Annotated in this window: 21 protein-coding genes; 10 read left to right on the top strand and 11 right to left on the bottom strand. The window is 42.5% G+C overall.

The genetic code is table 11. The features are described from left to right. The first annotated feature begins 23 nt into the window (after positions 1–23). From EJN84_RS04880 to EJN84_RS04860, 5 genes are all read left to right on the top strand, one after another. A complete protein-coding gene (locus EJN84_RS04880) occupies positions 24–1,049 on the top strand; it encodes an FAD-dependent oxidoreductase (RefSeq protein ID WP_129594362.1) in 1,026 nt (341 codons plus the stop codon). 125 nt (positions 1,050–1,174) lie between these two features. After that, complete coding sequence (locus EJN84_RS04875) at positions 1,175–1,876, top strand: SIMPL domain-containing protein (protein WP_129594443.1); 702 nt, start codon at positions 1,175–1,177, stop codon at positions 1,874–1,876. A 229-nt stretch (positions 1,877–2,105) separates the two neighbouring features. Further along, positions 2,106–3,077, top strand: a complete 972-nt coding sequence (locus EJN84_RS04870) for an HTH domain-containing protein (RefSeq protein ID WP_129594361.1) — start codon at positions 2,106–2,108, stop codon at positions 3,075–3,077. Positions 3,078–3,272: 195 nt separating this feature from the next. Continuing rightward, positions 3,273–4,679, top strand: a complete 1,407-nt coding sequence (locus EJN84_RS04865; RefSeq protein ID WP_129594360.1) for a methyltransferase RsmF C-terminal domain-like protein — start codon at positions 3,273–3,275, stop codon at positions 4,677–4,679. Between the two features lie 58 nt (positions 4,680–4,737). Then, positions 4,738–5,874: a sensor histidine kinase gene (locus tag EJN84_RS04860; RefSeq protein ID WP_129594359.1), complete on the top strand. Its 1,137-nt coding sequence runs from the start codon at positions 4,738–4,740 to the stop codon at positions 5,872–5,874. A gap of 117 nt (positions 5,875–5,991) precedes the next feature. Here EJN84_RS04860 and EJN84_RS04855 read toward each other — a convergent pair whose 3' ends face one another. Beyond that, a complete protein-coding gene (locus EJN84_RS04855) occupies positions 5,992–6,699 on the bottom strand; it encodes a B3/B4 domain-containing protein (protein WP_129594358.1) in 708 nt (235 codons plus the stop codon). Between the two features lie 152 nt (positions 6,700–6,851). Between EJN84_RS04855 and EJN84_RS04850 the strand changes: the two genes are divergently transcribed. From EJN84_RS04850 to rny, 3 genes are all read left to right on the top strand, one after another. Beyond that, a complete protein-coding gene (locus EJN84_RS04850) occupies positions 6,852–7,142 on the top strand; it encodes a coiled-coil domain-containing protein (protein ID WP_129594357.1) in 291 nt (96 codons plus the stop codon). A gap of 21 nt (positions 7,143–7,163) precedes the next feature. Then, the gene (locus EJN84_RS04845) at positions 7,164–7,466 is read left to right on the top strand and encodes a cell division protein ZapA (protein ID WP_129594356.1); all 303 of its coding nucleotides are present in this window, start codon (positions 7,164–7,166) and stop codon (positions 7,464–7,466) included. A gap of 214 nt (positions 7,467–7,680) precedes the next feature. Continuing rightward, positions 7,681–9,210 carry a ribonuclease Y gene (rny, locus tag EJN84_RS04840; RefSeq protein WP_129594355.1) on the top strand — a complete coding sequence of 510 codons (1,530 nt, stop codon included), beginning with the start codon at positions 7,681–7,683 and terminating at the stop codon, positions 9,208–9,210. Between the two features lie 127 nt (positions 9,211–9,337). Here rny and EJN84_RS04835 read toward each other — a convergent pair whose 3' ends face one another. The 8 genes from EJN84_RS04835 to EJN84_RS04800 form a co-directional block, all read right to left on the bottom strand. Next, positions 9,338–10,603 carry a DUF6600 domain-containing protein gene (locus tag EJN84_RS04835; protein ID WP_129594354.1) on the bottom strand — a complete coding sequence of 422 codons (1,266 nt, stop codon included), beginning with the start codon at positions 10,601–10,603 and terminating at the stop codon, positions 9,338–9,340. A gap of 184 nt (positions 10,604–10,787) precedes the next feature. Next, positions 10,788–11,372, bottom strand: a complete 585-nt coding sequence (gene rsxA / locus EJN84_RS04830) for an electron transport complex subunit RsxA (RefSeq protein ID WP_101486330.1) — start codon at positions 11,370–11,372, stop codon at positions 10,788–10,790. Between the two features lie 12 nt (positions 11,373–11,384). After that, positions 11,385–11,978 carry an electron transport complex subunit RsxE gene (gene rsxE, locus EJN84_RS04825; RefSeq protein ID WP_101486329.1) on the bottom strand — a complete coding sequence of 198 codons (594 nt, stop codon included), beginning with the start codon at positions 11,976–11,978 and terminating at the stop codon, positions 11,385–11,387. Beyond that, positions 11,975–12,604, bottom strand: a complete 630-nt coding sequence (locus EJN84_RS04820) for an RnfABCDGE type electron transport complex subunit G (protein WP_129594353.1) — start codon at positions 12,602–12,604, stop codon at positions 11,975–11,977. The genes rsxE and EJN84_RS04820 overlap by 4 nt, the downstream gene beginning before the upstream one ends. After that, positions 12,597–13,559 carry an RnfABCDGE type electron transport complex subunit D gene (locus EJN84_RS04815; RefSeq protein WP_129594352.1) on the bottom strand — a complete coding sequence of 321 codons (963 nt, stop codon included), beginning with the start codon at positions 13,557–13,559 and terminating at the stop codon, positions 12,597–12,599. The genes EJN84_RS04820 and EJN84_RS04815 overlap by 8 nt, the downstream gene beginning before the upstream one ends. A 91-nt stretch (positions 13,560–13,650) precedes the next feature. Continuing rightward, positions 13,651–14,982 (bottom strand): electron transport complex subunit RsxC, encoded by a 1,332-nt coding sequence (gene rsxC / locus EJN84_RS04810; RefSeq protein WP_129594351.1) that lies wholly within the window; start codon positions 14,980–14,982, stop codon positions 13,651–13,653. Between the two features lie 77 nt (positions 14,983–15,059). Continuing rightward, positions 15,060–15,917: a Fe-S cluster domain-containing protein gene (locus tag EJN84_RS04805; RefSeq protein WP_129594350.1), complete on the bottom strand. Its 858-nt coding sequence runs from the start codon at positions 15,915–15,917 to the stop codon at positions 15,060–15,062. After that, positions 15,914–16,345 (bottom strand): SoxR reducing system RseC family protein, encoded by a 432-nt coding sequence (locus EJN84_RS04800; RefSeq protein ID WP_129594349.1) that lies wholly within the window; start codon positions 16,343–16,345, stop codon positions 15,914–15,916. Before EJN84_RS04800 ends, EJN84_RS04805 begins: the two co-directional genes overlap by 4 nt. A gap of 395 nt (positions 16,346–16,740) precedes the next feature. On the opposite strand from EJN84_RS04800, the gene EJN84_RS04795 reads away from it, so the two are divergent. Beyond that, positions 16,741–18,900, top strand: coding sequence for a S9 family peptidase (locus EJN84_RS04795; RefSeq protein WP_129594348.1), 2,160 nt, complete (start codon positions 16,741–16,743; stop codon positions 18,898–18,900). Between the two features lie 246 nt (positions 18,901–19,146). Continuing rightward, positions 19,147–20,247, top strand: coding sequence for an NUDIX hydrolase (locus EJN84_RS04790; RefSeq protein ID WP_129594347.1), 1,101 nt, complete (start codon positions 19,147–19,149; stop codon positions 20,245–20,247). Between the two features lie 53 nt (positions 20,248–20,300). Here EJN84_RS04790 and EJN84_RS04785 read toward each other — a convergent pair whose 3' ends face one another. After that, positions 20,301–21,551: a tagaturonate epimerase family protein gene (locus EJN84_RS04785; protein WP_129594346.1), complete on the bottom strand. Its 1,251-nt coding sequence runs from the start codon at positions 21,549–21,551 to the stop codon at positions 20,301–20,303. Positions 21,552–21,572: 21 nt separating this feature from the next. Continuing rightward, positions 21,573–22,982 (bottom strand): glucuronate isomerase, encoded by a 1,410-nt coding sequence (gene uxaC, locus EJN84_RS04780; protein ID WP_129594345.1) that lies wholly within the window; start codon positions 22,980–22,982, stop codon positions 21,573–21,575. Positions 22,983–22,989: the final 7 nt, after the last annotated feature.

Raw genomic sequence — 22,989 nt, 5'->3', positions numbered from 1 at the left:
TTTGCCAATCCGAATGTTGAGTGATGGAAAAGTTTGACGTGATTATTATTGGTGCCGGCCCGGCCGGTTTGAAATGTGCCGAAACGCTCGGCAACTCGTCGTTGCGTGTTTTGTTGCTTGAAAAAAATGCCGAAATTGGGCCAAAAGTTTGCGCCGGAGGCCTCACAGGCAAGGACTTGGCCTTCCTCGATTTGCCGGACGAGTTGATTGAATTTCGTTACAACCAAATCAAATTACATGTCAATGGTTTGTCCACAACTATTAATACGGGGAATGATTTTGCATTTACGATCGATCGCCGCGAATTGGGACAATGGCAACTGCAAAAGCTCAAGCAGTTTTCGAATATCGAAGTGCGGACCAATGCTCGCGTTTTTGAAATCTTAAACGATGCGGTTGTTGTAGATGAACAACCGATCGGTTATTCTTTTCTGGTGGGCGCCGATGGATCCAATTCTTTTGTGAAGCGTTTTTTGGGCTTTCCTCCCCGAAATAGAGGAATTGGAATTCAATATATTATCCCTACCGAAAGGTATCGCGATTTCGAATTTTTTTTTCGGCCCAAATATTTTGCAGCATGGTATGCGTGGATTTTTCCACATCGTCGATATGTTTCGATCGGGTGTGGCGCATTTCGCGATGTCATCGCTCCTGCCGATTTGAAGCGGAATTTTCAACGATGGCTGTCCGACAGGCATATCGATATCCGTAATGGCCGATACGAATCGTTTCCGATGGATTCGGGATATGAGGGTATTCGATTCGGAAATATTTATCTTGCCGGCGATGCGGCAGGTTTGCTTTCGTCGTTCACGGGCGAAGGTATTTATCAAGCGCTGGTTTCGGGCGAAGAAGTCGCAAAAATGATTTTAAATCCCGATTTCGAACCTGTCAAAATTCCTGAAGTACTGGAGACTAAACAGAAACACGATCGCCTCATACAAATGATGATTGATGCGGGTAATGCCCGATCGTTGATTTTTTCGGTAGGAGCACTTCTTTTCAAAATTCCCCGATTTGCCAATAAAGCGATCGAGACATTTGGCTGATTCGATTTTTTCTTGCGAAAAACTTTTCCCTTTCAACTTGCGAAAACGTTGTTTGTTGCCTATGATTGCTTATCTTTGTTTTTCAACTTCAAAATGTGTCTTACTTTACAAAAATATTCAACATGATGAAAAACGGAATTTTAGGATCGATAATCATTGCTGTCGGATTGCTTTCGCTGGGGCTTGCCGTCAGAAGCGGCATTAAAATATTTTCGCAGCGCGATCGTACTGTTTCGGTAAAAGGACTTGCTGAAAAGGAAGTTTTGGCTGATAAAGTTATTTGGCCTTTGCCGTTTAAAGAGGTTGGGAATGACCTGCCGATGCTTTACGACAATTTGAAAACAAAAAATCGGGCTATTGTTTCGTTTTTGAAGAGTAAGGGTATCGCAGATGAAGAGATCGGCATTTCGGCACCTCAGGTTGTGGATATGCAGGCAGAACGATATAATGTGAATCAATCCCCGTTCCGTTATAATATCACGTCGGTTGTAACCGTAATGTCCGACAACGTCGATTTGGTCCGAGAATTGATGAGTGAACAGGGAGAATTGCTGAAGCAGGGGATTGCCGTAACCGGACAGGATTATCAGTATCAGGTACAATTTCTGTTTACAAAGCTCAACGATATTAAACCTTCGATGATTGAAGAAGCTACAAAAAATGCGCGTGTTGCTGCCGAAAAATTTGCCAAAGACTCTGAAAGTAAGTTGGGCAAAATCCAAAGCGCTAATCAGGGACAGTTCACCGTCACCGATCGCGATGCGAATACGCCTTATGTCAAAAACGTCAGAGTAGTAAGTACGATCAATTACTATCTGAAAGATTGATCGTCTGTGCGTAATGATTGTTATGATGGTAATGATTTTTCGGATTTAACTATAAGATAATAAAATAGTTGCAATTTTTAATAAAAGACAATGTGTCAGTGTTTTTATGATTCTCCAATGTCCATGACTTTAGAATAAAGTAATCTGATAAACATTGTCGTGAACTTCTGCACAATGCATACGATCAACGTTATAGAGCTTTGTGAAACAATTCGAAAATATATAACAAATGGCAAAAACAACTTTCTGGGACGTAATTAAAAAAACGATTGAAAAAGTCGGAACGCCGCTTTCTGCAAAAGAAATTTGGGACAAGGCAAATGAACTTGGAACGCTTGGGGACTTTTCTACATCAGGGAAAACGCCGTGGGCAACCATAGCTGCTTACTGCTATACGGATATAAATAAAAATGGTGATAATTCTATGATCGTTCAGACAAGCGAACGACCTGCACAATTCTTTTTAAGAGTACTTGCCACCCAAGTTGACTTACAAAAGGTTCAAAAACAAAAAGAAACAGAATTAACTAACAAAGAAAAGACGGGAATCAAAAAATTTAACGAGAGAGACCTTCACCCATTGCTGGTAGCTTATGCCTTTGGTGACAGTCATTTCAAGGCAAATTTAAAGACAGTTTTTCATGAAAATTCCTCAAAAGTAACTAAAGGTCAAAATGAATGGTTACATCCTGACATAGTTGGAGTTTATTTTCCATTTCGAGATTATAAATCGGAAACACTTGAGGTTCAGAATTATCTTTCAATTACTTCAATTAAATTATTTTCGTTTGAGTTAAAAGTTTCTCTGAATTTTGGAAATTTACGTCAATCATATTTTCAAGCTGTTTCCAATTCGAGTTGGGCTAATGAGGGTTATTTAGTAACCTTGAGAATTGATGATGATCCGACTTTTAAAGATGAAGTGAGACGTCTTAACAATGCTTTTGGTATTGGAATAATAAAACTAAACCCTGAAAATATCTATGAAAGTGAAATATTGTTCCCATCGAGAATAAATCAAGAAATTGATTGGGACACAGTAAACCGATTAGCTAACGAAAATTCGCACTTTAATGATTTTCTTAAATTAATCACTGAAGACTGTAAATTGGGGAAAGTCAAAAGCCAGTATGACAAAGTATTAAATATGGAGGAATTAACCAAATATATAGAAGACAAAGGAATCAACAATACTTTATAATACAAGTTTTACAACAGGATGAAGTCGTTCACAAGTTCATATTTTATTTTTCAATATCGATTTAGGCGCTAGATCAACCCGTTTGTGATTTTAAATCCACCATTACATAAACCGAAGACCGAGATCCAGTTCATAAGCATTTCATTTCCCCATAATTTCGCTGCTTTTCGTATATTTGCAACAAAATATCCGATTATGCAGTTGCCTCCGGAATTTGTCGTCGGCATATCGTCCTTGCTGAAAAATGAAACAGAACCGTTTCTCGCATCGCTGCGAAAGGACGCTCCGACGAGCATACGCCTCAATCCTGCTAAAGCGGCGCGAAACCCGATGGAATTTTCCGAACCCGTTGATCCGGTTGCGTGGTCGCAATGGGGATATATACTTCATAACCGTCCCGCATTCACGTTTGATCCGCTGTTTCATGCCGGTTATTATTATGTGCAGGAGGCTGCTTCGATGTTCATCGAACACATGGTGAGGACAGTGATTGACAAACCGGTTATTTGCCTTGATTTGTGTGCTGCACCGGGTGGCAAGTCGTTGGCGTTGCTTTCCTCGCTTCCCGACGGGAGTTTGCTGGTTAGCAACGAAATCGTCCGTCAACGGTCGAACATATTGGCCGAAACGATCATCAAGTCCGGCATTCCCGATGTAGTGGTTACGAACAATGCCCCTGCAGATATTGGCAGATTACGTTCATTTTTCGATTTGATATTGGTAGATGCGCCATGTTCGGGCGAAGGCATGTTTCGCAAGGACGAAACGGCCATTCTCGAGTGGTCGCCGGCCAATGTGAAGATGTGTGCCGCCCGACAAAAGGAGATCGTTCGCGATGCATGGCCGTCGCTCAAGCCCGGCGGCATTCTTGTTTACAGTACTTGCACCTATAATTTGAACGAAGATGAAGATAACGCTCTTTGGTTTGCTTCTGAATTGGGAGCTGATTTTGTTGAAATTCCAATCAAACCTGAATGGAACATTTCGCCGTCGTTCGACGAAAGGGTGATTGGCTATCGATTTTTCCCGCACAAAACTTCGGGCGAAGGTTTTTTTGCTGCGGTGTTGCGAAAATCGGTCAACGAATCCTCTGAATCGCGTCGCGATCACCGACCGGCGAAAAAGAAATCTTTTATTCCTTTAAAAGACGACTCATTGGAGAGACCGATGTTGAAATCGTCCGAGAGGTTCGATTTCTTTCAGATGAATCAGTCCGTTGTAGCGTTGCCAACCGGTCATGTGGATGAAATGCCGTATTTGATAGAGTCATTCAAAGTGGCCGTCGCCGGAATCGAGATGGGGCAGCAAAAGGGAAAAGATTTCGTTCCTTCGCCCGCTTTGGCGTTGAGTGTGTTTCTTGACGAAACTTCTTTTACGCGATGCGAAGTGTCGTTGTCGGATGCTGTTGCTTACCTTCGGGGTGAAGCCATACATCTTGCAGACGTTCCCTTGGGGATTGTGCTTCTTACCTGCAAAAACGAACCGATCGGGTTTGTAAAAAATATAGGGAATCGTGCCAATAACCTTTATCCGAATGAATGGAGAATCAGGAGCGGATATTTACCCGGTGCGTTACCCGATTTTTTGAGGCCTTCGAAATAAAACGGCTTTCTTTCCGTTTAATGTGATGAAGGTTTGATATTCATTCTTTTTTGTCGCTATGTTTCAGTCGCAACGTTTTTTCCCCGTCTTTTTTACTGCTGTCTCTGTCCTGATAGTTCTTGCCTCGCTGGTGATTTCGAATCACCTGGTGAAGGATTTGGCCCGCGAGGAGCGCAACAAAATGGAAATTTGGGCTACGGCTGCCGAGTTGCTCGCCAAAAGTGAGGAAAGCTCTGATATGGCGCTCGTCCTGAAAGTGCTGCAAACCAATACGACGATCCCTGTTATTTTGTTCGACGAAAGCACCGGAAAACTTTCATCGAATAATATTGCCGTTCCGAAGGATGACTACCAGCATTTTTTGCAGAAAAAAAAAGATGAATTTGCCAAAAAACACGATCCCGTCAGGATGGATGAATTGAATCAATCGTTGTATTACGACGATTCGACTTTGTTGAAACGATTGCATATCTTTCCCTACATTCAGCTGTTGGTGATTGCCATATTCATTGCACTGGCTTTTTTCGGGCTCTACAGTTCACAACGTGCCGAGCAAAACAAAGTATGGATGGGTTTGTCGAAGGAAACGGCTCATCAGTTGGGCACGCCCATTTCCTCACTGTTGGCATGGACGGAATATTTGAAGCTGAAATCGGGAATAGACGAATCGCTCGCCGGCGAGATTGAAAAAGATGTAGAGCGACTTAATAGGATTGCAGAACGATTTTCGAAAATCGGGTCGAATCCCGATTTGCATCCCACATCGGTTCAGCGTGTGGTAACGGATTCCGTGAGTTATTTGCAAAATCGGATTTCGCAGAAAGTTTCAATCGAATACGATTTTCCGGAAAGTCCCGTTTTGTCGCCGCTCAATGCATCACTCTTCGCCTGGGTGATTGAGAATATTGTCAAAAACGCAGTGGATGCCATGGAAGGACAAGGTCGCATTACGTTTACTCTTGAACAAAAAGGGAAGTTCATTTTTCTCGACATCTTGGATACGGGAAAAGGCATTCCGCGATCGAAGCAAAAAACCGTTTTTTCGCCCGGATTTACCACCAAACAACGTGGATGGGGACTTGGCCTTTCGCTTGCCAAGCGCATAGTAGAGCAATATCATCGCGGAAAAATATTCGTAAAAGCTTCCGAAATCGGTAAGGGTACAACCTTCCGCATTGTTTTGCGATCAGCCTGATAGGCCATTTTGGATTACAAAAACATGAACGACTGTCCGAGTCTATTTTCAGTTGACGTCATGATGGCCACCACATGCTATCATTACACTTCTTTTTTATATTTCGAAGCTATATCTTTATTTCGTAGCCTTGAATCCTGAAAAATGTGTGTTAAAAAGTCGCTTCAAATCACTTGCTCCGGCATATTCTCTCAATTTTTTTTCGGCAAGTTCGGCTGTTGGAAGCAGGTCGGAACTGTTTCCGAAATCGTGAATAATCAGCAGCAGTTTTTTTGTGCCGGTATCTATTTTCGTGCGTTCTTCGTCGCTTGTCGGCGTACCGATTGCTCCCGCTTCGTCGCGAAACACGGGCAGTCCCTCGATGTTGAGCAGTCCGCGCCCAATCCCTTCAAATTTCTCGCCGGCTCGACCGATGCCCAATGTAAGCTTGTCTCCCACAATTTTGTTCCTATCGAATCCGCCGATTGAAAAACCGCTTTTCAGCGAAATCAGGTTGATCAAATCTACTAGCGTATTGATCCGGTAAAGTTCTTCGCCTTTCACAACCCTTCGCATCAAAGCTTCGGCTGAAGGTCGATATCGGTTGGGATCTTTGCCCAGAGCCTTGTAAACCATACGAGTGGCGTGTATGTTGGGTTGTTTGTTGATTGCTTCGAGAGCTAAAGTCGATCTTAAACGAGCAGAGACGTCCTCTATTTCTCTCCACAACTTATCGTCATGGAGTGTGTTCGTTACTCCGCATGCAATTGCAATACAACGATAATTGGGACACAACTTAGAAAATTCGTCGGCAATTTCGATGATGATTTCGTTTTTTTGTTCCATGCGATGGATGCTATAATCTGCTTTCAAAAATACGAAATCTCAACCAATTTATACGTATTGGCATCTAAAATGATGAATAAACGAAAAATAACGTCAAAATGTGAGGCCTGTTTCTTTTTAATACTTATATTTGTGTGAAATTTTGTTTTCTCATGGCCGAATATCAGGATAAGTTGCTGATTGATTTGGAAGTACGCATAAAACAGTTGATGTTGTTATGTGACTCTCTCAAAGATGAAAACGTTCGTTTGAAGGCCGAAATTCAGTCGAAACAGCAGGAAATAGATTCCCTGAATATCGAGCTGAAACAATTGAAAATAAAATACGATAATTTGAAATTGGCCCGAACCATTACCGCCGCTTCGGTAAATGTGGACGATGCCAGGGCAAAATTGTCGAAATTAGTGCGAGAAGTAGATAAATGCATAAATTTATTGAAATAGACAACCAATAGAATTTATGTCATGGGCGACGACAAATTGTTAGTAACGCTAAAGATTGATGGCCGAAAATATCCTCTCAAAATCGATCGATCGCAGGAGGAGGCTTTTCGTAGTGCCGAAAAAAAAATAAATAACAAAATCAATCAATATCGTGTGGCCTTCGGTGGCGAAAATTCGGATCTTAATGCGCAAGATTTTATGGCTATGACCACAATTCAGGCATTGGTAGAGAATTTTACGCTCGAGGGTAAGAGTGATACAGCTCCCATGGAAAAAAAAATTGTCGGACTCATCGAAGAATTGGATAAGTATTTGAAAAAATAGATATTCATTTATTTTTTTTCTTGTGTTCGGCAGTCGAAAACGCACTTTTTTTGACATTGAAAGCGTTCAATGCGGAAAAAGTGTTTTTTTATATCGCAAATAAAATAAATCGTTCGAAAAGAATCGTATAGGAAGAAATTCTTTTTGCTGTGAGGCAGGATAAGTATTGCCCGATGCAAAAGATGTTAATCAATTATATTTAAACAAGTTTTTTATGGAAATAGGATTAGGTATAGCCGGACTGATCATTGGCGCGCTTGTGGCGTGGTATCTGACAGGCCAAATGGCTAACTCGCGCGCCAAAAAAATTTTGAGCGACGCGGAGAAGGACGCAGAAGTTATCAAGAAAAATAAGCTTTTGGAGGCCAAGGAAGAAACACTTCAGATGAAGGCCGAGGTTGAGAAGCAAGCCAACGCAAGACTTGCCAAGATTCAAAATGTGGAAAACCGACTCAAGCAGCGTGAAATGCAGCTCAATCAGCGTCATGAGGAGCTCAACAAGAAAAACACCGAGTTGGACGAGCTTAAAGTGAACCTTGACAATCAGCACGAACTTTTGGAAAAGAAGAAACAGGAAATCGAAAAACTGTATCGTCAGTCGCTTGAAAAGCTCGAGACCATTTCGGGCCTTTCAGCAGCCGAAGCCAAAGAAAGACTGGTTGAATCGTTGAAAGATGAAGCTAAGACTGAGGCTCAATCGTATATCAACGAAATTATGGACGAAGCCAAAATGACGGCGAACAAAGAGGCAAAACGTATTGTGGTGCAATCTATTCAACGTGTTGCAACCGAAACGGCCATCGAAAATGCCATCACCGTGTTTCATATCGAATCCGATGAGGTCAAAGGTCGTATTATTGGTCGGGAAGGGCGCAACATTCGTGCTCTCGAGGCGGCTACGGGCGTAGAAATCGTTGTGGATGATACACCCGAAGCCATTGTAATTTCCGGTTTCGATCCCGTACGACGCGAAATAGCACGGCTTTCGCTACATCAACTTGTGGCTGACGGCCGCATTCATCCCGCACGCATCGAAGAAGTGGTATCGAAGGTGCGTAAACAGATTGAGGAAGAAATCGTTGAAACCGGTAAACGTACCGTCATCGATCTCGGTGTTCACGGCATGCATCCCGAACTGGTGCGCATGATAGGAAAAATGAAATATCGTTCGTCTTATGGGCAAAATCTGCTTCAGCATTCTCGAGAAGTAGCCAATCTTTGCGCTATCATGGCTTCGGAGTTGGGCTTGAATCCCAAAAAAGCGAGGCGAGCCGGATTGCTGCACGATATTGGCAAAGTGCCCGACGATGAGCCCGAGCTTCCACACGCAGTGCTTGGCATGAAACTGGCTGAAAAATACAAGGAAAAACCCGATATTTGCAATGCTATCGGTGCTCATCACGACGAAGTGGAAATGACATCGCTCATTTCTCCCATCGTTCAGGTTTGCGACGCAATCTCCGGCGCACGTCCGGGCGCTCGCCGCGAAATTGTAGAAGCATATATCAAACGATTGAACGATCTTGAAAATTTGGCCTTGTCGTATCCCGGTGTGATAAAAACTTATGCCATTCAGGCAGGTCGTGAATTGCGTGTTATCGTTGGTGCCGATAAGATTGATGATGCCGAAACCGAAAAACTTTCTGCAGAAATTGCACGCAAAATCCAAACCGAAATGACTTATCCTGGTCAGGTCAAAATCACGGTTATTCGCGAAACGCGTGCTGTGAGCTTTGCAAAGTGATAACTCAAACGAATAATTTCTACGTATTGTTCTTAAAAGTTGAAAGGCCGCCTCATATTTAGGCGGCCTTTCGCAATGTGTAACACACCTCTCGATCGGACGTTATGAGCAATGTGTTCGTCTATTTTTATCTGCTGCTACGATTCGAATTCGATTGCCGAGACGACCGTTGCGTGGAGTTTCCGGCTGATTTTTCTCTTTTATTCTGATTTTGTGATTGTTGTGCAGTCGATTGGGTGGATCTTGAGTTTGCGGTGGAGCTTTGTATGCTTTTCGATCCGGAGGATGAACGATTCATTGAGCTTGAGTTTTTTTCTGTACTTCTTGGGATTGTCATCCGATTCGCATTGTTTATGTCGCTTCTTCGATTTTGAATTCCCATATCTTTGGCCTGACTTTTGTTGTCCTGAGATGTATTCGTGCTTCTGACAGTAGCGTTTGTCGAAACGCGACCGGAATTGGTATTGATCGAATTGTTTGCATTCCTGCCATTTTGTGGAGAGTCGGCAGATACACTTCTTGTGGTCGAAACATTGTTCCCGTTTCGGTTTGTCTCCGAACGATTTATACTGGAGTTTGAACTATTTCTCGAAGAATTAGTCGATCGAGAGGTGGCTTCGGGACGATAGATGCTTACCGAACGGCTGTTGACCGAGCTTCGTCCGGGTTTTGTGGATGGCTGCAAGGTGCGTACGCTTACTCGTTTGCCGGTAGCTTTATAGTGATCTTCGTCTCTCGGACCGTAAAAATATCTGCTGTTATTGTAGATATAGGTGTTGTGAATGTATGTCGTGTTATGAAAGATTGTTGGTGAGTAGTGCTTGTAGTATCGGTGCATACTTGGATGATACATGTATCGATTGGGTAAGAAAATCCAAAAAATGGAGGGGATGTCCACATGAATGCTTACATTTACTCTCGGACCCATTGGTGCCCAGCCGTAATATCCGCTTCCGCTTCTCCATACTACCCAGGCAGGTGCCCATTCATAGCCCGGAATCCATGCCCAACCGTAAGAATTATCGTAATACCAACGGCCATAATGAAATGGACCCCATCCCCAACTGTAATTAGAAACCCATGTGTTGCCATAGTTTGTCATTGTCCAGTAGCCATTTGTGGCGTAGGGATGAAAATCTCTTCCCACTCGGGGTATCCATACCATACCAAATTCGACGGTCCGAATCCATTGGCCATAGGGAGACAATTCGCGATAGAATACCTGAAAGTTAAGATTAGTATCGTAATATTCGTCGTTATAATACTGGACATCATACCTATTATTGTAATATGGGTATTCTTGGGCCGATGCTCGATTCGATGAAGCTGCTGTCAATGCTATAATAGCAATGCTTCCGACAGCTGCGATCAATATGTGTTTTAATGTTTTCATTTCGAGAAGTTTTATCCGATTCAACATCTTGTTGTTTGTAGTTAAGACAGAATGTTTTTGAAATAGTTTAATACGGAAAGCGATGGCGTTATTACATTATTGATAATCCGTTCGTTATATTAAAAGCGCCGCAACCCTTTGGCTGCAGCGCTTTTAATTAATCTCGATGAAGGACAAGGTTGGCCTATTTAAAAACCTGGTCGATGCCCGAGAAACCCATGAAAGCCATGGCCAGTATTCCGGCAGTGATGAGTGCGATTGGCACTCCCTGCATGGCTTTTGGTATTTTTGTCAGTGTAAGTTGTTCGCGTATGCTCGAAAAGATGATAAGTGCCATTGCGTAACCGATAGCCGTAGAAATTGCGTAAATTATCGATTCCAAAAGATTGTAGTCTTTCTGAATCACCAATATGGCAACCCCCAATATTACGCAATTGGTGGTGATCAGAGGTAAGAATACCCCTAATGCTTGATAAAGAGGGGGTGATATTTTTTTGATGATGATTTCTACCATCTGAACCAGTGAAGCGATCACGAGAATAAAGGTGATAGTTTGAAGGTATTCAAGGCCAAATGGTTCCAGGATACCTTTCTGAATCAGAAATGAAACCAACGTGGCGAGTGTCAATACGAAAGTTACGGCTGCACTCATCCCTATGGCTGTATCCAGTTTTTTTGAAACGCCCAGAAAAGGACATATTCCTAAAAACTGCGAAAAAACAACGTTGTTCACCAATATGGCTACTATAATAATTCCAATGATTTCCATAACAAGCGATTTTTAGTTGGTTTTTTTCTGAAGTTTATTGAAAATGGCGATCATATAACCCAACGCAATGAAAGCTCCAGGAGCGAGAACGAAAAGCAGTGCGCCAAAATTTTCGGGGAAAATGGTCATTGAAAATATTTTTCCTGTTCCGAGAAGTTCGCGTATGGCTCCCAGCAGTGTGAGTGCGCCGGTAAAACCAAGTCCTATTCCAACTCCATCGAAAAATGAAGAGAATACTCCGTTTTTTGAAGCAAATGCCTCTGCACGTCCCAAGACAATACAATTGACCACGATCAGCGGAATAAAAATCCCCAAACTGTCGGCTAATGCCGGAACGTAGGCATTCATCATCATCTGCACCAACGTTACAAAAGTGGCTATGACTACGATAAACGCAGGAATACGTACTTTGTCGGGAATCAGATTTTTAATGAGAGAAATTACAATATTTGAACATACCAACACAAACATTGTAGCCAATCCCATACTCATTCCATTAAGGGCCGAGCTGGTTGTGGCCAATGTGGGACACATCCCCAGCAGCAAAACAAAAATGGGATTTTCTTTGACTAATCCGTTAATCAAAACTTTCAGATTGTTGCTCATTTGCTTTCTCCTTTCTCCTCTTTAGTGATTGCGCCCGAATCGGCATCGCTTTCTTTATAAACGGCGTAGGCCTTGTTCACGGCTTCCAGAAATGCTCTGGATGTGATAGTGGATGCCGTAATGGCATCTACATTGCCTCCGTCTTTGGATACTTTTAATGGACCTGATGATAAGTCTCGTCCGATAATGGATTGATTGGGTTTTGTGGTGTCTTTGAACCATTGGGTCATTTTCGATCCCAATCCGGGTGTTTCGGAATGTTGCAGAACGGAATAATTTACGATTTTGTTCTCGGTGTCGAATCCTACAATTATTTGAATATTTCCTCCGAAACCATTATTGGAACTACTGTTGACCGCAAAACCCACGATTTCGTCGCCTTTTTTTGCAGGATAAACCGTCAATGAATCTCCTTGTCCATCTGGCATTTTATAGGCTTCTGCCACCGGATCGTTGTCAAACGGAGGAACAACCTCTCTGATGGCATTCACAAGTTTCATTGCTTTTGCTTCGGCAATGGGTTTGGCTGTCATTTTATTCACTTGAGCCAAAAGTGCTGCCACCACAAGACAGATTGTGAACAGTGACAGAAACATATTTTTGAAATTTGATTCGAGTTTAGCCATTTTTTTGTTTCTCCCCAAAACGTTTAGGTGTTGTGTAATAATTGATGAGTGGTGTGAATCCATTCATAAGTACAATTGCAAACGAAACTCCTTCAGGATAGGCTCCCCACAAACGAATGCATACCGTGATGATTCCGATGAAAAATCCATAAATCACCATTCCTTTTTTTGTTAGGGGCGACGTTACATAATCGGTTGCCATAAAAATGGCACCCAACATTAATCCTCCCGACGCGAGATGAATGATCGGATTGTACTGTGGCTGCGGATCAAAAATATATAAGATCGCTGTGAAAATCGCAACGGTAACCAAAATGGAGATAGGAATGTGCCAGGTGATGATTTTTTTCCAGAGCATATAGATTAATCCAAGCAGCAGTGCAATCGCACTTGTTTCACCCAGCGATCCACTCTCTGTACCCACAAACATGGATGAAAGCGTTGGAAGAGCACTGCTAAGGTTGAGTTGCGAGAGTACGGTTGCTGATGAAATTGCATCGGTAGCGGACTCCAAGACCGGTGCCGGCCAGGTTGTCATTTGCGCCGGAAACGAAATGAGTAAAAATATTCGTCCTACGAGCGCGGGATTAAAGATATTTTTGCCCAAGCCGCCGAAAGACATTTTTCCAATGCCGATGGCTGCTAATGCTCCGATAGCAAGAATCCATATCGGCAGATTTGATGGCACGTTGAATGCGAGCAGTACTCCGGTGATGATAGCAGATCCATCGCTTATAGTGGGCTCGCTTTTTAATATGAACTTGGAGATAAAATACTCGAACACCACACAAAACAATATGGAGGCTAATGTTAATATAAGTGCATCGAGTCCGAATACGTATAGCGATAACAAAAATGCCGGAATCAGCGCTATAAGCACTCCATACATGTTTTTCGGAATGCTGTCACCACTGTGTATGTGTGGTGAGGGTGATACGATTAATTTATTTTCCATAAAAACATATTCCAATAAAGGAAGATATCGATTGTTGTAATTTGATTTGTTTTCGGTCTTGCCGGAATGAATAGGATCGCGACAAAAATTCTTAGTTTTTTCTTGCTCTTACAATTCCGGTTACTTTTCCTTTGCCAAGTCGAATGTAATCGAGCAAAGGCCTATTTGCAGGGCATGTATAGCTGCAAGAACCACATTCTATGCAATCGGTTATTTTTTGTTTCTCGGCCCTATCCCAAATCTGAAATTCGGTGAGATCCATAAGTAATGTGGGATTCAAACCCATCGGACACACATTTACGCATTTGGCGCATCGTATGCAATCTTTCATTGCTTTGCGCTTTGCTTCCGACGAGGGGATGATAAGAATCCCCGATGATCCTTTCGCAACCGGAATATCGATGTCGGGTAATGCCTTTCCCATCATAGGTCCGCCACTGATGACTTTTCCGGTATCACCGGGAAGTCCTCCTGCAATATCGATTAAATTTTTGAAAGGAGTTCCAATTCTGGCCCGTACGTTGCATGGGTTTTTGACCTCTTTTCCGGTAACCGTAACGATACGTTCGAAAAGAGGTTTGTTTTTTTGAACCGCCTCATACACCGCAAATGTCGTTCCTACGTTCTGAACTATGGCTCCTACCGATATGGGCAGTGCTCCACCGGGTACTTGTCTGCCGGTAATGGCGTCGATCAATTGTTTTTCTCCGCCTTGCGGATATTTAACTTTGAGAGGCTGAACTTCAATTCCCGGATAAGATTTAGAAATTTCCGCAAATCTTGCTATGGCATCTTTTTTGTTGTTCTCGATGCCTATAACGGCTTTCTTCACATCAATGGCTTTCATCAGAATTTCTGTTCCCACAAAAATTTCTTCAGCCTTTTCTAACATTAATTCGTGGTCGGAGGTGAGATAAGGCTCACACTCCACTCCGTTGATAATAAGTATATTGGCCTTTAATCCCGGAGGGGGTGTAAGTTTCACGTGTGTTGGAAAGGTTGCTCCTCCCATGCCGACAATTCCGGCCCCTGCAATTTTTTCGACGATTTCTTTCGAGGACAAACGGCACTCTCTTTTCAGCGTGTCGGATCTGTCAATCGTTGGTTCCCATTCATCTCCGTCAACGTCGATGATGACGGCATCACGTTTGTATCCACTGACATCCGTCACTTTATCGATTTTGTTGACAGTGCCTGAAACCGATGAATGAATGTTGGCCGAAACAAATCCCACACTTTTGCCGATGAGCGTTCCGACCTTTACTTTGTCTCCCTTTTTTACAATGGGCTGGCAGGGTGCTCCGATGTGTTGAGCGAGTGGAATCATGACTTGAGCAGGTAGAGCAGCATTTTCAATCTTTTTGCCTGCTGAAAGTTTATTTTCGGCCGGATGAATTCCTCCTATTCGAAATGTTTTCAACATAAAACAATTTTCTGTGGATATTCCCAATATCGGTAACAATTTTGAGAAAATCCGTATATTATGGTTTTTTTCTCGGATTATGCTTCTGCTTTGGCCGTTTCTTCTTTCGGCTCTTTTCTTGGCGGAAAATTGAGTTCCAAAATCGAATTTGTCGGGCAAACCGGGACACATTTCCGACACAATCGACATTTATCGTCGTCGATGTAGGCCAAATTGTTTTCTATCGTGATCGCATCAAACGGACATACCTGTTGGCACTTGCTACACCCTATACAGGCAACTTCACACGATTTTCGAGCTACGCCTCCTTTATCTTTGTTCATGCAGCTCACGTAGATGCGTCGTGATTTAGGCCCTTGTTTGCGCAATTCGATCAGATTTTTGGGACAGGCTTTCACGCAAGCACCACAGGCCGTGCACTTGTCTTCGACTACTTCAGGGAGCATGGTTTCGGGATTGATATGGATAGCATCGAAAAGACATGAATCAACGCAATCTCCCAGCCCCAGACATCCGAACGAACACCCTGTGTCGCCACCATATAATGCAGCTGCAATAGTGCAATTGGATGCTCCGTCGTAAATGTTCGTTCTGGGTCGATTTTCGCATGTTCCGTTGCATCGAACAACCGCTATTTTTTTTATCGATACGTCAGCCGTTCTTCCCAAAATACGGGCTATGTTATCCATCGTTGTTTGCCCTCCCACCGGACAGTAAAAACCATCCATCGTGTCCGACTTCACAATTGCAGAAGCAAAACCGTTGCATCCGGGAAATCCGCACCCTCCGCAATTGGCGGCGGGAAGAGCTTCCTGCACCAGCTCGATGCGCGGATCTTCTATTGTCTTGAATCGTTGACTGATGATGTATAAAATCGCAGAACTTACTGCCCCTATAACACATAGTACGGCAACGGCTGTCAAAATTACATTCATATTTCGGATGGGTTTGTTGTGTCGGTTTTTTTTATAGTAAATTGGAAGTTACGAGTCATTTTGTTTTTCAACAGGTACAGACAAATATAATAGGGGATGAGAGAAAGAATGGCAACGAATGTGCTCTGTATTTCGGTGAGTTTCCATACAGTTGTAGCCAGAATAACTGTAAACAGAATAAGAATTAACGGTGCTATGTAAGCCCAAAATACAGCTTTGTACCCCATAGATTCAGTACCAAGGACGATAACTTTATCATGTACCTGAATTTTTTCGGTAGAATCTGTAATATGGATAAGCTTGTCTTTTGATTCTGCTGCAGAACAATAGCCTTTTGCACTGCATGTTCCGCAAGCAGATTGTTGCAAAATGCGTACCGTAAGATTATTGTCGCTTATTTCTTCAACGATGCCTTCGTGTTCAATCATGAATAGTCTGATTTTCCTTTGAATGACAATTTGAAATGACGGCGCAAAGATAATGATAATTTTTTGGTTGTAAAAAAAACAATTTAATCTGCTCGTGTTATTTTATTTTTTTGCCGCAAAAACAGGAAATAGGGTTTATTCATTCCCCTATTTTACGTTTAAAATAATTTTCTGATCGTTGCATGTTTCCGTCGTATTTCCGTCGTATTTGCGTCGTATTTGCGCCGTATTTGCGCCGTATTTGCGCCGTACATGGTTCGAATGAACACTAAACGATCCTTTGCCCCGTTATTCTTCCTTATTTGGCAGCCTCGCTGTGTGGTATGCGATAGGATAATAATAAAAAATTGTTCGGACAAAATGGCTATATTTGCAACATAAAACATATTCTCAGAATGAAAAAGACAATTCTTCCTATTCTTTTCGGTATCTGTTTAGGTGGACTATCTGCCCAAAATTATACCTTACAGGATATCGTGAGTGGTAAATTTTCGGAACGTGGCGTCAAGCCACCGGTTTCGTCTGCTGATGGAATGAGTTATTACCAAATGAATGATGAGCGGACGGCTGTCATTAAGTTTTCGTATGAAACGGGGAAAGCTGTAGATACGTTGTTCAACACACGCAAGGCACGCGAATGCTCTTTCGACACATTCGAAGGGTTCCTCGTGAGTCCCGACGAGAATCGGGTATTGGTCTGTCGTGATCGCGAACAAATTTACAGGCATTCGTTTCGCGCTACCTATTATTATCATGATGTGCGGAGGAATTTGGTGAGGAAACTTACCGAAAACAAAAGTAAACAAATGATTCCGACTTTTTCCCCTGACGGGAAAATGCTCGCTTACGTATGCGATAACAATATTTGGCTGGCTAAATTCGATTTTGATACCGAATCACAAATTACAAAGGATGGCGAATTCAATGCAATTATGAATGGCGCTACGGATTGGGTGTATGAAGAAGAGTTCGGCACGACTCGGTTGATGGAATTTTCGCCCGATAACAAGATGCTCGCTTTTGTGCGTACCGACGAATCGAAAGTTCCGCAATATCGTTTTCAAACTTTCGACGAAAAACTATATCCCGATTTTTATACGTATAAATATCCAAAACCGGGCGAAATGAATTCGACTGTGGAATGTCGTGTTTTCGATATCGAAGCACGCACCACACGCACTATGGCGGTACCCCTTGATAAGGATGGTTATATTCCGCGGATTGCATTCACCGACAGTCCCGACGAATTGGCAGTGATGACGCTCAATCGAGATCAAAACCGGTTTGATATGTATTTCGTAAATCCTCGAACCACTGTTGCCAAACTTGTGCTGCGCGACGAAAACAAATATTATATCGATTCCGATTTTCTGACTTCTATCGTTTTCGCAAATGGCAGGTTTACATATATCTCCGAAAAAGATGGGTATAGTCACATTTATCTGTACGGCAAAACGGGAGCATTGCAAAAGCAGCTCACCAAAGGTGCTTTCGATGTAACACGTTTGTTGGCTGTCGATCCGCAAACGAACAATGTGTTTTATGAATCAGCCGATGAAAGCCCTTTGCGCCGCAATATCTATAAGATGAATATGGAAAAAGGCAATTCGATAAAACTTTCGGCCGAACAAGGCTATAACTCGGCCACGTTTAGTAATAACGGGAAATTTTTTGTCTTGCGTCATTCCGATATTCACACACCTACGCAAATTTCCCTTCATGACGCCAATGGCAAGCTGCTTCGCATGCTTGAAGACAATCAGGCAACGGCTCAAAAGATTGTCGAAGCCCGATTGCCTCAAAAAGAGTTTATTGTGGTGACTGCTGCCGACGGTGTAACCGAGTTGAACGGATGGATATTGAAGCCGGCAAATTTTGATGCCTCAAAAAAATATCCTTTGGTTATGGTTCAATATAGTGGACCAAACTCTCAGGAAGTTACTGATCGATTTGGAATTGATTGGGAGTACGCTTTGCTTAACGAAGGATTTCTGGTTGCCTGCGTGGACGGACGAGGTACAGGCGCGCGGGGCGAAGAGTTTCGAAAACAAACCTACATGAAACTCGGCATTTTGGAGTCGGATGATCAAGTAGCTGCCGCTCGATATTTCGCGACATTGCCTTATGTGGATGGCAAACGTATCGGTATATGGGGCTGGAGTTATGGCGGATACAATGTGCTGATGAGTATGAGCCGTGGCAACGGTGTTTTCAAGGCAGGCGTGGCGATTGCGGCCGTAAGCGATTGGCGTTTTTACGATTCGGTTTATACCGAACGTTTCATGCGAACGCCACAACAAAATCAATCGGGCTACGACAATGGTTCTCCGCTCAAACTTGCCAAACAATTGCAGGGGAATCTGCTTCTGATTCACGGCACAGCCGACGATAACGTGCATTTTCAGAATGCGATGGAATATACACGCGCACTTGTGGCAGCCGACAAACAATTCGAGATGTTTGTATTCCCGGACAAAAATCACTCCATTTATGGTGGGAATACACGAAGTTATTTGTACAAAAAAGTGATTGATTTTTACAAGAAAAATCTCTGATCCGATAGCTCTCGTCTTATTAAAAATCCCCGACATGAATATTCACTTATGCCGGGGATTTTTATATACGTTAAAATAGTTATGGAGGCCCTTCTCAAATTCTATGAATAAACAAAACGAGAAAAATGTTGTTATATAGGTGCAAGATGATGATAATGACATAAATTATTCTATTTCACGCGCTTTTCTGCGAAAGTTGATTTTTATCAAATGCGTTTTGCCCATTTTGCATCATTCTTAGGAGATATGGAGAAGAGTATTTTACAGAAAATATTGAAAAACCCCGCATTTGGTCTCATTCCGCTTTTCGTTTTTTCGTTTCTGATTGGGTGGACCGATATGTATGTTTCTCATCTGATTGCTTTTTCGCTTTCGGTTGCGGGATTTTTATTGGTGAAGCGTCATAGTCGTTTGTTGTACGACATTTCGATGGTAACATTTTTATTGTCTTTTCCGCTCATCGTTCTTCTCGGATCGAAAATCGATTCCACCGGAATTTTTGTCGCAGTAGAGGTTATTTTTGTGCTTTCTCTCATCGTCTTACGATTGTCTCGTTCCAAAATCATTTTGCGTTTGGCGAGGAATGATAATCCTTCAGCAAGAAATTACTTGAACGAATCGTTTCGAGTGGCATTTCTTAGTCAATATGGGCTTTCGATTCATTTGCTCATCGTATTGGCATTGTTTCTGTTTTCAGTCGACGGACTTTCGTTAATCGAAATACCTATAGTAAAAATTACGGCGCAACTTATTTTATTGGGAATTATGTGCCTCGAATCTTTAAGATTGAATATTTTTGATAATAAACTCAAGCACGAGGATTGGCTGCCGGTGGTCAACGAAAAAGGAGATATAACGGGAAAAATTGCCAAATCGGTTACGAAAGATCTGAAAAACAAGTTTATGCACCCGGTGGTGCGAGTGGCGCTGATTTTCGATGGCAAGATATATTTAACTAAACGGAAGAATAATCGCATTCTCGACCCCGGCAAGTTGGATTATCCCTTCGAAAAATATATGAACTTCGATGACGATTTGGATCGTGCGGTGCATGACGCAATTGCTTCCGAAACAAAGAACGATGAGATTCCCCTGCGATTTTTGCTGAAGTATGTTTTTGAAAATGCGACCACTAAGCGATTGATTTTTTTGTATGTGTCCGAGATTGAAACCGAAGATATGTTTAACAGTCTTCAACTTCAAGATGGCAAATTATGGACAAAAGCTCAGATTGAAGATAATTTGGGCAACAATTTGTTTTGTGAGTGTTTCGAAATGGAATACGAATACTTGAAAAACACTGTTCTGCTTTTTTGCAAACGCAAAAGAACCGGTTCGTTGGCTTAAAAACAAAGAAAGGCTTACTCGCGCAAGCCTTATCCTGTAATTTTTTTATCCGATTATAGATCGAACAGGCGTTTGAGGTGTCTGTCGTACAGATTTTCTTCGACACAATTGCCCACCACGTCGGCATATTTTTCGAGCAGCGAGGTATATTCTGTTCCCATTTCGGCTGCTACTTTGTAAGCAACGTGGATAAGCTGGCGAAAATTGGGATTGTAATCTGGATGTCCGGGAATATGACGAAGCGTATTGGCAAATTTTTCGCCCGACCATTCTTTCACCTCATCTATTGAAGGTAGTTTCGAAGCATCGATATCAATCACATCGGCATAGGGAGCGCACAATTCTTCTTTTCGATCGTGCGAAGCGGCATAAATTTTCTTTGCAGCATCAAGGCCGTCATCGCCTGCAATGGCCAATCCGATCACTTCTTCGAGCCAGGTTGTTCCGGCTGTTTTCAGGTGAAGGCCTTTATCATACTTTTTGATAATTTTAGCCATGATCGGGTAAATCGAAAATTTGTCACTGCCGGAATGCACGCTCAATTTCAATTCTTTCGGAAGCCCGAATTCTTTAACGGCATAGTCGATCACGAGTACATCTTCCTCGAATTCTTTGGCAAATTGATCAAGATTTCCTACATAATCAACTCCTTTGTTGAAACGACCTGTAAATTTTGGTGCAATAGTTTGTGCCGGAACTCCCTTATCTGCAAGCATTTTCAGGATAAAGAGTAATTCAATGGGTGTTTGCGGAGTTTCTACTTCGTCCATCGATACTTCGGTAATGAAATTGCCTTCGCCTTTTTCTTTTCTCAAATAATTGTAAATTTCCGAAGCTTGTTGGGTGGCCGCCAGAAATTTACCGGCAATTTCTTCAATCAATTCGCGCGTGATATCAAGTGGTTCAGCCATGCCGGGAATAGAAAGCCGTCCGATATAATTTTGGCACGAAGATAGGAATGCTTCGATTTCTGTTTTAGGACTCTCCTTGCCGATATAAGCAGCCACATCAAGCGTGAAGAAATCCGAAACTGGTACGAATGGTGCAACGGTGTTGAGATTAATATGATCGGCATCTACCAGATATTGCCCTTTATAACCCAATGCTTTTACTGCTTCGTCTGCTTCTTTGCGCGTATCGACAGGTGTCGAATGCACGTAGGTATGTTCGCGATTCGATTTGTTCCATACCGGAACGATCTCCAATCCGGCCTTGTTTGCTTTCATAATTGCTTTGAGTTGTGCTTTCCCTTCGTGAGAGAAACGATCTCCGACTCCTAAACTATATTTGGATAATGTTTTCATAATGAATGATGTTTGTGGAATTTAAAAATTAAAAAATGTTTTTGCGTTGTAATAGGAAATATTTTCGACCATTTGCCCCAGAAAATTCATTTCCGAAGCCGGAAGTAATCCGTTTTCAACATCGTTGCCGATAAGATTGCATAAGATTCGGCGGAAATATTCGTGACGGGGATATGAAAGAAAGCTGCGCGAGTCGGTGAGCATTCCCACAAAACGGCTCAACAGCCCCAGATTCGAAAGCGAATTCATTTGTGCTTCCATGCCGTTTTTTTGATCGAGGAACCACCATGCGGCGCCGAATTGGATTTTACCGGGAACAGATCCGTCCTGAAAGTTTCCTGTCATTGTGGCCACAAGATCGTTGTCTCTTGGATTGAGGTTGTAGATAATCGTTTTGGCCAGTTTGTTGTCCACATCCAGACGATCGAGAAAACGACTCATGTTTTTTGCCACCGTGAAATCGCCTATGGAGTCAAATCCGGTATCGGGTCCCAACTGTTTGAACAATCGGGTGTTGTTGTTACGAATAGCTCCAAAGTGAAACTGTTGCGTCCATCCTTTTTCCCAATCCATAATCGCACCTTCGTACAGCATTGCCGATTTGAATTTCAGCATTTCTTCTTTCGATAGTTCCGTTCCGCCATATACTTTGTTGAATATGGATTCGATTTCTGTTTGGGTATAGGGTTCGGCATAGAATTCTTCTATCCCGTGATCGGACAACTTGCATCCCACACTCGCAAAAAAATCGTGACGTTTGCGCAAGGCTTCAATAAGGTCGGAGAATTTGCTGATGGTTACGCCTGAAACTTTTGAGAGTTTTTCCACATAAGCACGATATTCGGCGGGATTTTCAACTGCCATTGCTTTGTCGGGACGCCATGCGGGTAGTACTTTTACTTCGAACCCTTCTTTTTTCAGAGCCAAATGATATTCGAGTGAATCAACAGGATCATCCGTAGTACAAACGGTTTCAACATTGAACATCTTCATAAGTCCACGAGCCGAATATCCCGGAGTACGAAGTTTCTCGGTACAAGTGTCAAAAATCTCTCTGGCCGTTTTCGGACTAAGTAGTTCATCAACACCGAAAGCTCTTTTTAGTTCGAGATGTGTCCAATGATACAATGGATTGCGCATCGTATAAGGTACTGTTTCGGCCCATTTTTCGAATTTTTCCCAATCCGATGTGTCTTTTCCTGTACAATAGTGTTCGTCCACACCATTTGTGCGCATAGCCCGCCATTTGTAGTGATCGCCTTCTAACCAGATTTGGCCCAGGTTGTCGAATTTACGGTCTTTGGCAATAAATTCGGGATTGAGATGACAGTGATAGTCGATGATCGGCATTTTTTCGGCATGATTGTGATACAATTCGCGTGCCGCATCGTTTTGAAGCATAAAATCTTCGTGAATAAAACTTTTTCTCATAACTATA

Source organism: Seramator thermalis, assembly GCF_004138125.1.
Lineage (GTDB): Bacteria > Bacteroidota > Bacteroidia > Bacteroidales > Dysgonomonadaceae > Seramator > Seramator thermalis.
This window is presented reverse-complemented; position numbering and strand designations above follow the sequence as displayed.